This window comes from Actinoplanes sp. 13, from assembly GCF_056134165.1.
Genome location: NZ_JBVYOQ010000010.1, coordinates 99,205 through 110,690, shown reverse-complemented (window position 1 = coordinate 110,690; position 11,486 = coordinate 99,205). Strand labels below are relative to the sequence as shown.

The following is an 11,486-nucleotide window of genomic DNA, read 5'->3' as shown; positions in this document are numbered from 1 at the left end:
CAGGCTCAGTCCGCCGCGATGATCTCCAGCTCGATCAGCCAGTCGTCGGCCAGGGTCTGCACCACGATCGCCGTCGTAGGAATGAGGCGCCCGCCCAGCGCCGCCACCCGGGCCGCCGCGTTCTCCTCCGCATAGGCGGCGTCGCGCAGGTAACTGGTCTGGCGCACGATGTTGTCCACCGTCATCCCGGCCGAGGCGAGGATGGCCCGGATGTTGTTCCAGACCAGTTCCAGCTGCTCAGCCAGACCGGCGCCCGGCTTGCCGGACAGGTCGAGGCCCATCGTGCCCGAGACGTAGAGCGTCCGTTGCGCCCCGCGCACCTCCAGAGCGTGCACGTAGTCGCCGGTGGCCGGATAGACACCATCACTCGGGTTGCGCACCACGATCTCCATGCCGCCGAGCCTAGGCCACTGTGGACAGCCGTTATCGCTCGAACGAGTCGTCACCGGGGCGCGGCGGCAGAACGCGCTGCTCGTGGATGGCGGTCTCCCGGCGGAAACGGTCGGCCGACGGATGCCACGCCTCGTCGATCGGCCCCATCATCCCGCCGCCGATGCCCTTGCCCCGGGCCCATCTCGCGAACCGCATGAACGCAACGCCCAGCACAGCGAGCACAGCGATCAGGATCAGGAACTCGATCACGGCTCCACCGTCCGCGCGGGGACAGTGACGATCTCGACGTCGCTCTCGACGAACGGCGGTGAGCCGGCCGCGAACTGGGTGCGGTAGAGCTCCGAGTAGAGACCGCCGGCCGCGACCAACTCGGTGTGCCGGCCGCGCTCGACGATCCGGCCCCGGTCGAGCACGAGGATCTGGTCGGCGTCCCGGACCGTGGAGAGCCGGTGGGCGATGACCAGCGCGGTGCGGCCCCGCAACGCCGTGGCGAGGGCCCGTTGCACGGCCGCCTCGGACTCGCTGTCGAGGTGGGCGGTGGCCTCGTCGAGGATCACGATCGACGGCTGTTTGAGGAGCAGCCGGGCGATGGCGAGGCGCTGTTTCTCACCGCCGGAGAACCGGTATCCGCGCTCACCGACCACAGTGTCCAGTCCTTCGGGCAGGTCCCGGACCAGGTCGGCCACCTGAGCGCCCTCGAGCGCCGCCCACATCTGCTCGTCGGTGGCGTCGGGTCGCGCGTACCGCAGGTTCTCGGCAATGGTCTCGTGGAACAGGTGCGAGTCCTGGGTGACCACGCCGACAGTGTCGCGCAGCGAGTCCAGCGTCGCGTCCCGCACGTCGACGCCGCCGATCAGCACCGCGCCCTCGGTCACGTCGTAGACCCGGGAGACCAGCATCGACGTGGTCGACTTGCCGGCGCCGGACGGGCCGACCAGCGCCACCATCTGCCCGGGCTCGACGGTGAAGTCGAGGCCGCGCAGCACAGGTGCGTTCTCCGTCCGGTCGAGGGTGACGACGTCCTCCAGGGTGGCCAAGGACACCTCGTCGGCGCTCGGATAGCGGAACCGGACGTCGCGGAACTCGACCCGGCCGGAGCCGGACGGGATCGCGACGGCGTCGTCCTTCTCGGCGATGCCGGGTTTCAGGTCGAGCACCTCGAAGACCCGGTCGAAGGAGACCAGGGCGCTCATCACGTCGACCCGCACGTTGCTCAGCGCGGTGAGCGGGCCGTAGAGCCGGGTGAGCAGCAGCGCCAGGGTGACGACGGTGCCGGCGGAGACCTGACCCTGCACGGCCAGCCAGCCGCCCAGACCGTAGGTCAGGGCCTGTGCCAGCGAGGCGACCAGCAGCATGGCGACGAAGAAGGTGCGCGAGAACATCGCCTGCTGGACGCCGATGTCGCGCACCCGCTCGGCCCGCTCGCCGAACCGGCCGGCCTCGGCGTCGGGCCGGCCGAAGAGCTTGACCAGCAGCGCGCCGGAGACGTTGAAGCGCTCGGTCATCGTCGCGTTCATCTTGGCGTCGAGGTTGTACGACTCGCGGGTGATCTCGGCGAGCCGTTTCCCGACCCGGCGCGCCGGCAGGATGAAGACCGGCAGGAGCATCAGCGACAGCGCGGTGATCTCCCAGGAGAGGCTGAACATCACCACGGCCGTGAGCACCAGCTGGATGACGTTGCTGACCACCCCGGACAGGGTGGACGTGAACGCCCGCTGGGCGCCCACCACGTCGTTGTTGAGCCGGCTGACGAGGGCGCCGGTCTGGGTGCGGGTGAAGAACTGCAACGGCATCCGCTGCACATGGTCGTAGACCCGGGTGCGCAGGTCGAGGATGATCCCCTCGCCGATGCGTGCCGAGTACCACCGCTGGGCGAGCGAGAGCAGCGCGTCGGCGACCGCCAGCCCGGCGATGAACAGCGCGAGCCGCACCACCGTCGCGCCGGCGTCCGCCCCGCCGCCGGTGATCGCGTTGATCACGTCACCGGCGAGCAGCGGCGTGGCCACCCCGATGCCGGCCGCGATCACCACGGTGACCAGGAAGACCGAGATGTCTCGCCGGTAAGGCCCGGCGAACCGGACTATCCGCCGGGTGGTGCCACCGCGGACCTGGTGCGCGCGCACCCGGTCGGAGTTCTGGATCGAGCGCAGCATCGACCAGCTGGGCATCGACATGCGTCACCTCCCGGGGCGTCTCCCTGCACGGCAGCTCAGAGCCTGCCACGTGGGTACGACAACCCGGGAGGTGGAGACGCTATTCCTCGCTTACTCCCCGGTGCCCAGCAATTCGCTGAGACGCCGGGTCTGTGCCTCACGCTCGGCCCGGTCCTGCTCCTCGTACGACCTGTGGGAGGCCCCGTGGAGCAGCGCCTTGATCTCGGCGACCGCCCCGGCGTCTCCCGCCAGCACGGCCGCGGCCAGGTCGGCGACCGCCACGTCCAGCTCGGCACGGGGCACGACCGCGGTGGCCAGGCCGATCCGGTCCGCCTCGTCGGCCGAGACCCGCCGGCCGGTCACGCAGATCTCCAGCGCCCGGGACGGGCCGACCAGCTCGGTGAGCCGCTTCGTGCCGCCCAGGTCGGGCACCAGGCCCAGGGCCACCTCGGCCATCGAGAATCGCGCGTCGTCGGCGAGGACACGCATGTCACAGTTCAGCGCGAGCTGGAAGCCGGCGCCGATCGCGTGTCCTTGTACGGCGGCGATTGTCACAATGGACGGACTGCGCAACCACGTGAACGCGGTCTGGAAGACGGCAATCTGATCCGCGCACTCCGATGCGGACAACTGTGCCAACCGGGCCAGCGAAGAATCGCCGCCGCCTCGCGCCACCGACAGATCCAGGCCGGCGGAAAACGCACGTCCTTCACCGCGGACAATGACGACCCGCACGTCACCCGGCAATTTCCGTGAAATGTCGCCGAGCTCCGCCCACATCGCCGGAGTCTGGGCATTGAGAACATCGGGCCGGCACAACGTCACCGTCGCGACCGGCCCGTCCTGCTCGTAGCGAACGCCTACCTCGTCGTCGGATACCGCGGGAACCGGCCCGGCGTTGCCGGACGTCACGCCTTCTTGCGGCGGCGGGCGCCGCCACGCTGGCGCAACTGCACACCTGATTCGGTGAGCACCCGGTGCACGAATCCATAGGACCTTCCGGTGGAAGCGGCCAGCGCTCGGATGCTCTCGCCGGAGGTGTAACGCTTCACCAGGTCCTTGGCGAGCGACTGCCGCTCGCTACCGACGATTCGACGACCCTTCTCAGTACTGGTAGCTGTGCCAGTGGCTGCCATCTTGAATCCTCACGTCGCAGACAGTGCGGTCAGATACGGACCCACCTATTACACCGTCTCCAACGATCATGCGCCAGGTATCCGGGGTGCGTGAACGTGCCCATTTATTACTGTCAGGAACTTGACGGTTACCACAGGCATCAATGTCAGACAGTTTGCACACCGTACCGGTAGCCACATTTCCCCCGCCGGACCCGTGCGGCAGCGACTTCCCCAAGACCATCGATCACCTGCGGAAACACTCGATCGAGGCAACCCGCAGGTGGAGGCGTTGACCGCTCCGGAGAGTGGTGTGATCGCTCCACGGAGTGACGGGTTCGCGAGCCGGTCGAGCCGATGCAACCGCCCGACCTGCCCGCAAACGCCTGAATATCGCACTGTCTGTGTGGGCACCAGTTGACAACTGACGATGCCGTTGATCTGGCTTCACTCACGCCCGGCCCGACGGGGCCTCAGGCGAGTTCGACCAGCTCCAGCAGATCGTCGCTCCACGCGTCCTCGTCACCGTCCGGCAGCAGGATCGCGCGGTCCGGCTTGAGCGCCTGCACGCAGCCCGCATCGTGCGTGACCAGCACGATCGCGCCCGGGTAGTTGGCGATCGCGTCCAGCACCTGCTCCCGGCTCACCGGGTCGAGGTTGTTCGTCGGCTCGTCCAGCAGCAGCACGTTGGCGCCCGAACAGACCAGCGTGGCGAGCGCCAGCCGGGTCTTCTCGCCGCCGGAAAGCACACCGGCCGGCTTGTCGACGTCGTCGCCGGAAAAGAGGAACGCGCCGAGGATCTTGCGCAATTCGGTGTCCGTCTGCTCCGAGGCGGCACTGCGCATGTGCTCGAGAATCGTCCGGTCCACGTCCAGGGTCTCGTGCTCCTGGGCGTAATAGCCGAGCCGCAGCCCGTGCCCCGGGCGCACCTCACCGGTGTCCGGCTCCAGCATGCCGCCGAGAATCCGCAGCAGCGTGGTCTTGCCGGCGCCGTTCAGGCCGAGGATGGCGACCCGGGAGCCGCGGTCCACCGCCACGTCGACGTCGGTGAAGATCTCCAGGGATCCGTACGACTTCGAGAGGCCGGCCGCCGTCAGCGGAGTCTTGCCGCACGGGGCGGGACTCGGGAACCGGACCTTCGCCACCTTGTCCGACGCGCGGGTCTCCTCCAGCCCACCGAGCAGCTTCTCGGCACGGCGGGCCATGTTCTGCGCGGCGACCGTCTTGGTGGCCTTGGCCCGCATCTTGTCCGCCTGGGCCATCAGCGCGCCGGCCTTCTTCTCGGCGTTGGCGCGCTCCCGGCGGCGGCGGCGCTCGTCGGTCTCCCGAGCCTCGAGGTACGTCTTCCAGCCCATGTTGTACATGTCGACGACCGAGCGGTTGGCGTCCAGATACCACACCTTGTTGACCGCGGCGTCGAGCAGCTCGACGTCGTGGCTGATCACGATGAGGCCGCCCTTGTGCTGCGCCATGTAGCCGCGCAGCCAGGCGATCGAGTCCTGGTCCAGGTGGTTGGTGGGCTCGTCGAGCAGCAGGATGCCCTTGCCGTTCTGACCGGAGTTGGCGAACAGGATCCGGGCCAGCTCGATCCGGCGGCGCTGACCACCGGAGAGGGTGCCGATCGTCTGGGCCAGCGCACGGTCGGGCAGGCCCAGGTTGGCGCAGATGCGGGCGGCCTCGGCCTCGGCGCCGTACCCACCGAGGGCGGAGAACTGGTCCTCGAGCTGGCCGTACCGGCGCACCAGCTTCTCGTCGCCGCTCTCCTCGAGCTGCACCTCGAGCTTCTGCATCTCGACGAGGATGCTGTCCAGGCCGCGGGCGGAGAGGACCCGGTCGCGGCCGGTCACGTTCAGGTCGCCGGTGCGCGGGTCCTGCGGCAGATAGCCGACCTCACTGGTCCGCTCCACCTGTCCCGCGTACGGCGTACCCTCGCCGGCCAGCACCTTCAGCGTGGTGGTCTTTCCCGCGCCGTTGCGGCCGACGAGACCGATCCGGTCGCCGGGTTGCACCCGCAGGGTGGTCGGGGAGAGCAGGATGCGCGCGCCGGCGCGAAGTTCCAGTCCGGTGGCGGTGATCATGGGAATTCTCGCTCTCGATGATTCGGGCTGACTCAGGGCGCAAGAAAGCGCCGGCCATCCGGTCGGAATGGTCGGCGCCCGGGCAGGTCAGCCTTCGCAGAGCAGCACAACCCCATACTACCGGGCGACCCGTGGCAGCCCCCACCCGATTAATCCGCAAGATCATCGGGTACACGCCGGGCAACCGTCGCGAAGGCAGGACGACATGGAATTGAACGAACGCGCCGATATCGACACCAGCCAGGTGCGGGACCGCCGGGGCTCCGGAGGAGGCGGGGGCTTCGGCAACCTGCCGATCGGCGGTGGTGGCCTGGCCGGCGTCGTGGTCACCCTGGTGATCGCGCTGGTCGGTGGCTACTTCGGGATCAACACGATGGGCGGGGGCAACGACGCCGCGCCCACCTCGCAGCTGGAGCAGTGCGACCAGCCGGACGCCCTGCAGCACCTGGAGTGCCGCAACACCCTCTACGTCAACTCGATCCAGGCGTACTGGCGCGACGCGCTGCCGAAGTCCTTCGGCGAGCAGTACCAGCCGGCCGTCACCAACATCTTCTCCGGCGGCGTGCAGACCGCCTGCGGCTCCGCCGACTCGGGCGTCGGGCCGTTCTACTGCCCCGCCGACGACGCGGTGTACATCGACCTCTCCTTCTACGAGGTGCTGTCCAAGCAGCTCGGCGCGCCGGGTGACTTCGCCCAGCCCTACGTGCTCGCCCACGAGTACGGCCACCACGTGCAGGACGTCCTCGGCACCGAGGCGGAGATGCGCCGCCGGCAGCAGCGCGACCCGGACTCGGCCAACCAGGAGTCGGTGAAGCTGGAGCTGCAGGCCGACTGCTACGCCGGGGCGTGGGCGCACGCCGCGTCGAACACCACCGACGCGGACGGCGACAAGATCTTCAAGAGCCTCACCGAGCAGGACATCCAGGAGGGCATCCAGGCCGCCGGCCAGATCGGCGACGACACCCTCCAGCAGCGCGGCGGCGGCAAGGTCGACCCGGAGCAGTTCACCCATGGCACGGCCGCGCAGCGTCAGCAGTGGTTCCGGGTCGGCTGGGAGTCCGGCGACCCGAAGCTGTGCGACACCTTCAAGGCCGGCGCGGTGACCTGAGCCGGGTCACTCGTCTCAAGCTGAGTCACGGATCAGGATCGGCACGGCGCGAGCCGCGGCCACGGCGGACACCAGGACCGCGTGCCGCGGCTCCGGCACATCCAGGAGCCGCCCGGCCCGCAGCGCGGCGACCGGAGCCAGCTGCGGTGCGGCGAGGATCGCGTCCACGGCCGTCCGGTCGCCGCCGGCCACGAGCGCGGCCATCGACCGTACCTCCGGAAGAAGAAGGCGCCCCACGATGCCGGCGCCGTCGGCAGCCGCCGCCTTGGCCTGGTTGTCCCGGCGCCGCGCGAAACGCTGCTGCGACCAACCGCCCGCCGCCGTGCGCCCCTGCACATAGTGGGTGTCCACCTTGGACGTGATCAGATCCGGTCCGTCGGCGATACCGACGGCGACGGCCCCCTTGCGGGCCAGCAGCAAACCCAGCCGCCGCGGGGTGCCGGCCACCTCGATCAGCTCGGCCACCGTCGAGACCGGGCCGGCGCCGGGGGGCACGTGCAGCGTCGCCGACGCACCGTCCTCGGCCATCAGGAGCAGACCCTCTTCCGTGTACGCGCCATGCCGCGTCCCGAAGTTCTCCAGCCAGCGGGGCAGCCGCTCCGGCGCGACGTCCACCCATTTCCCGCCGCCGGCGGCTGCTCGTTCGCCCATTCTTGTCAGACTACGGTGGCAGGATTCCCCGCATGAGCGACCTCGCCGGGATCCTCCTCGCACGGCTCGACGCCGCCTTCACGTCCGGCCGCGACCCGGGGCGCGCCGTGGAGATGGCCGCCTACATGCGCGACCAGTTCCCGTTCCTCGGCCTCTCGGCGCCGGCCCGGCGGTCGGCGGCGCGGTCGGCGCTGGCCGGTCTGGGCAAGCCGGACGAGGACCAGCTGGGTGCGGTCGCGCTGGCCTGCTGGGAGCGGCCGGAGCGGGAGTTCCAGCAGTTCGCCTGCGACTATCTGGTGCGGTTCGTGGCCGTTCCCGGGGCGGGTTTCGTGCCGGTGCTCGCCTCGCTGATCACGACCAAATCCTGGTGGGACACTGTGGACCCGCTGGCCACGCGGGTGGCCGGCGGGCTGGTGAGCCGGCATCCCGCCCTCGTGGAGACGATGGACGCGTGGTCCCGTGCCGAGAACATGTGGCTGGTGCGCACGGCGATCCTGCACCAGCTGCACTACGGGGCGGCCACCGACGAGGAGCGGCTGTTCGGATATTGCACGGTCCAGGCCGGGCACCGCGACTTCTTCGTCCGCAAGGCGATCGGCTGGGCGCTGCGGCAATACGCCCGCACCGACCCGGCGGCGGTGCGCGGCTTCCTCGCCGGGCCGGGGAAGGAGTTGTCGCCGCTGTCGGTGCGTGAGGCCGCCAAACACCTCTGACCTGCTTCCTCAGCTGGTCAGCAGCAGGCGGAGCGCCAGGGCGGCTATGACGGCGCCGGCGACCAAGGCGGTGATCAGCCGGCCGCGCCGGCCGGTCAGCAGGCGTCCGACCAGGGAGCCGCCGCCCGCGATCAGCAGCTGCCAGCTCGCGGAGGCCAGGAAGGCGCCGGCCACGAACCAGACGCCACCCCCTCCGCTGCTGCCTCCGCTGCCGAGCACCAGCGCGGCAAAATAGATCACGGTCGCGGGGTTCAGCAGGGTGAGACCGAGAATCCCGAAGTACGCGCGAAGTGCCGTCGTGGGACGTTCCTCCCGCTCCGCGACACCGGGGTGCCGGATCGCTCCCCACGCGGTCCAGGCCGCCAGCGCGAGCAGCACCGCGGCACCGGCCCAGCGCAGCGGTGTCGCGATCGGGGCGACGAACGCGGCCACGGCGGCGCCACCGGCCACCGCGACCGACGCGTAGATCCCGTCCGCGGTGGCCGCACCCAGGCCGGCCGCAGCACCGACCCGCAAGGAGACGCGGGCACTGAGCCCCGCGATCAGAACGGCGATCGCGCCGACCGGCACGGCGATGCCATAACCGGCGACTGCACCGGCCAGAAACGCCCCGCTCATGACGGCTGGAGGGTGACCGCCGTTCCGCACGGAACCGTCTGCTGTCGGGCGGCCCGAACGGCCACAGCGACAGAGGCAGCGGGGTACGGAATCAACGGGTTCACGCCGCCATCATCCGACCGCCACCGGGCCGGTGCCACCCAATTTCACCGGTTCACCGGCCATCACGCGCCACCCGCCCTGAGCCCGTCCAGCCGGCACCCACACATGATCCTCGGCCGTTTTGCCTGCGTGACTGCCGGCCGGCCAGCGGCGCAGCGGCCGGCGCGCGGAGGGCGCGGCGCGCGGAGGGCGCGGAGGGCGCGGGCCGGCGGCGCGGGGGCGCGGGCCGGGGGCGCCGGCCTGGGCGCGGGCCGGCGGGGCGGAGGCGCGGGCCCGGGGGTGGCAGGCGCGGCCGGGTGGGATGTCAACGAGGAGGGGAATGCCTGCGGTCAGAGGTCACTTCGTGCGTTTTGGTGAACTCGGAACGTGACCGGACACGGTGCGTGTCGATAGGGTCCGATCATGGTCGCTGAACTGATTCTGGTGCGGCACGGGCAGAGCCTGGCGAACGTCGCGTTCCCCGCCGCCGACGCGAAGGGCCTCCTGGAGACGGAGGTCAGCGGGCGGGACGCCGAGGTGCCGCTCACCGAGACCGGCAAGGCGCAGGCGGCGGCGATCGGGCAGTGGCTGGCGGCCCTGCCGGCGGATCGCCGGCCGGAGGTGGTGATCACGTCGCCGTACCTGCGGGCCCGGGAGACGTGGCGGCTCGCGGCGGAGGCCTCAGGACTGGAGCTGCCGGAGCCGCGCACCGACGACCGGCTGGTGGACCGGCTGATGGGTGACCTGGAGCTGCTGACCCGGGCCGCGGTGGCGAAGCGGTTCCCGGACGAGGCGACCCGGCGGGCGGCGGCGGGCGAGTTCGAGTACGCGCCACCCGGCGGTGAGTCGTTCAAGGACATCGGGGTGCGCCTTCGGTCCTTTCTGGACGATCTGCACCGGGATCACGCCGGCCGGCGGGTGATCGTGGTCGCGCACGACTCCGTGGTGCTGATGATGCGCGCCGTCATCGAGGATCTGGACTGGGAGCGGGTGCTCGCGGTGGAGGCCGATTCGGGCAGTGTCCGGAACGCGTCAATCAGCCGCTTCAAGGGGTCGGAAGGGCGGCTCACGCTGGACCGTTACAACGTCGTCGACCACCTTCCGCCGACGTGACCCCGCAGGTGGGAGCACGTGAGGTATCGATGACTGTCTCCGCAACGTATATGTTGAGCCGGTGCCTCACCCGCCAGCTGAGCCCGCGCCGGGCGGCGGTGTGACAGCGACGCGGCGCACGGCGCGGTGCCAGCTCGGGGTGCTGCTGGTCGCCGAGGCGATCTCGATGCTGGGCAGCCGGATCACCTTCGTGGCGCTTCCCTGGCTGGTGCTCACCAGCACCGATTCGGCGTTGCTGGCCGGGGTGGCCGGGTTCGCCGAGATGCTCCCCTACGTGCTGGCCGGGCTTCTCGGTGGCCCGATCGTCGACCGGGTCGGCCCGCGCCCCACCGCGGTGGCCGCCGACGCGGCGAGCGTGGTCGCGGTCGCCTGCATCCCGTTGTTCGTCTATTCCGAGAGCATCTCGCTGACCAGCCTGCTGGGGTTGATCGCGCTGGCCGGGGCGCTGCGCGGGTTCGGCGACGCGGCGAAACGGGCGTTGCTGCCGCGGGTGATCGCGGCCTCCGAGCTGTCCACCGAGCGCGGCACCACGTTGTACGACGGCATGTCGCGCGCGGCGACTCTGGTCGGCCTGCCGCTGGCCGGGCTGCTGATCGCGACGCTGGGCCCGACGACCGTCCTGCTCTTCGACGCGGCGACCTTCGGGGTCTGCGCCGTGCTGCTGGGCGGGCTGGTGCGGGTCGGTTTCGCCGACGACGCGACCCGGGAGGCGGGGCAGCAGAGGTACGCGGACGCGCTGCGCGGCGGCTTCCGCTATGTCCGCGAGGATCGCCTGGTTCTGGGCATCATGTCGATGCTGTTCATGACGAACATGTTCGACCAGGCGTTCGCGACAGTGTTCGTGCCGGTGTGGGTGCGTGACGGGCCGCACGGCCCGGCGGCGCTGGGCGTGGTCGGCACCGCGTTCGGGCTCGGTGCGGTCGCCGGCAACATCCTCTACACGATTCTCGCTCCCCGGCTGCCCCGGCGGCGCACCTTCAGTGTCTGTTTCTTCGTCGGCGGTCCGGCACAGCTGCTCGCGCTGGCCCTCACCGACGAGGTGTGGATCGTGTTGGTCACCGCGGCACTGGCCGGCGCTCTCATGTCGACGGTGAACCCGATCCTGCTCGCCTCGGTCTATCGCCGGATCCCGGTGCACATGCATGGCCGGGTGATGAGCGTGCTGATCGCGGTGTCCTGGGCGGGCATCCCGTTCGGCGGGGTGATCGGCGGGTGGGCCACCGATCTGCTGGGACTGCACGTTGCGGCGCTGCTGGCGGCGATCGGCTATCTGGCGGTAACCGTCACGCCGTTCATCTTCCCGGCGTGGCAGGCCCTGGACGATCATCGGGCGGGGCGGGCGGTCCGGCAACGGCGGCCCGCACCACGGCGATCTGCTCCCGCCGGCACTCGCTGAGATCCAACTCGGACAGCTGGCTCAAAATCGTTGAGGTCAAGCCGTTCGGCGCCTCTGGGCCGGCACA

At 70.5% G+C, this 11,486-nt stretch carries 12 protein-coding genes; 4 read left to right on the top strand and 8 right to left on the bottom strand.

Translation table 11 applies throughout. From position 1 onward, the window contains the following. Nucleotides 1-5: 5 nt before the first annotated feature. The 6 genes from AC0NH5_RS21160 to AC0NH5_RS21135 all read right to left on the bottom strand — a co-directional run bounded on the left by AC0NH5_RS21160 (nt 6) and on the right by AC0NH5_RS21135 (nt 5,739). Nucleotides 6-392 (bottom strand): RidA family protein, encoded by a 387-nt coding sequence (locus AC0NH5_RS21160; protein ID WP_474406405.1) that lies wholly within the window; start codon nt 390-392, stop codon nt 6-8. A gap of 31 nt (nt 393-423) precedes the next feature. After that, nucleotides 424-642, bottom strand: coding sequence for a hypothetical protein (locus tag AC0NH5_RS21155; protein ID WP_474406403.1), 219 nt, complete (start codon nt 640-642; stop codon nt 424-426). Continuing rightward, nucleotides 639-2,561 carry an ABC transporter ATP-binding protein gene (locus tag AC0NH5_RS21150; protein WP_474406637.1) on the bottom strand — a complete coding sequence of 641 codons (1,923 nt, stop codon included), beginning with the start codon at nt 2,559-2,561 and terminating at the stop codon, nt 639-641. Before AC0NH5_RS21150 ends, AC0NH5_RS21155 begins: the two co-directional genes overlap by 4 nt. 96 nt (nt 2,562-2,657) lie before the next feature. Beyond that, complete coding sequence (locus AC0NH5_RS21145) at nt 2,658-3,458, bottom strand: enoyl-CoA hydratase/isomerase family protein (protein ID WP_474406401.1); 801 nt, start codon at nt 3,456-3,458, stop codon at nt 2,658-2,660. Then, complete coding sequence (locus AC0NH5_RS21140; RefSeq protein WP_014441759.1) at nt 3,455-3,682, bottom strand: helix-turn-helix domain-containing protein; 228 nt, start codon at nt 3,680-3,682, stop codon at nt 3,455-3,457. The genes AC0NH5_RS21145 and AC0NH5_RS21140 overlap by 4 nt, the downstream gene beginning before the upstream one ends. Nucleotides 3,683-4,134: 452 nt before the next feature. After that, a complete protein-coding gene (locus tag AC0NH5_RS21135; RefSeq protein ID WP_474406398.1) occupies nt 4,135-5,739 on the bottom strand; it encodes an ABC-F family ATP-binding cassette domain-containing protein in 1,605 nt (534 codons plus the stop codon). 205 nt (nt 5,740-5,944) lie between these two features. Between AC0NH5_RS21135 and ypfJ the strand changes: the two genes are divergently transcribed. Continuing rightward, entirely contained in the window at nt 5,945-6,847 is a 903-nt protein-coding gene (gene ypfJ, locus AC0NH5_RS21130) for a KPN_02809 family neutral zinc metallopeptidase (protein WP_474406397.1), read from the top strand. 15 nt (nt 6,848-6,862) lie between these two features. Here ypfJ and AC0NH5_RS21125 read toward each other — a convergent pair whose 3' ends face one another. Next, a complete protein-coding gene (locus AC0NH5_RS21125; protein WP_474406395.1) occupies nt 6,863-7,498 on the bottom strand; it encodes an acVLRF1 family peptidyl-tRNA hydrolase in 636 nt (211 codons plus the stop codon). Between the two features lie 32 nt (nt 7,499-7,530). On the opposite strand from AC0NH5_RS21125, the gene AC0NH5_RS21120 reads away from it, so the two are divergent. Then, on the top strand, nt 7,531-8,211 hold the full coding sequence (locus AC0NH5_RS21120) for a DNA alkylation repair protein (protein WP_474406394.1): 681 nt from the start codon (nt 7,531-7,533) through the stop codon (nt 8,209-8,211). A 9-nt stretch (nt 8,212-8,220) separates the two neighbouring features. On the opposite strand, the gene AC0NH5_RS21115 is transcribed toward AC0NH5_RS21120, so the two are convergent. Further along, nucleotides 8,221-8,829, bottom strand: a complete 609-nt coding sequence (locus tag AC0NH5_RS21115; protein WP_474406392.1) for a LysE family transporter — start codon at nt 8,827-8,829, stop codon at nt 8,221-8,223. A gap of 504 nt (nt 8,830-9,333) precedes the next feature. On the opposite strand from AC0NH5_RS21115, the gene AC0NH5_RS21110 reads away from it, so the two are divergent. Both AC0NH5_RS21110 and AC0NH5_RS21105 read left to right on the top strand, forming a co-directional pair. After that, nucleotides 9,334-10,023 (top strand): histidine phosphatase family protein, encoded by a 690-nt coding sequence (locus AC0NH5_RS21110; RefSeq protein WP_474406391.1) that lies wholly within the window; start codon nt 9,334-9,336, stop codon nt 10,021-10,023. A gap of 61 nt (nt 10,024-10,084) precedes the next feature. Continuing rightward, on the top strand, nt 10,085-11,419 hold the full coding sequence (locus AC0NH5_RS21105; protein ID WP_474406389.1) for an MFS transporter: 1,335 nt from the start codon (nt 10,085-10,087) through the stop codon (nt 11,417-11,419). The last annotated feature ends 67 nt before the right edge of the window (nt 11,420-11,486 follow it).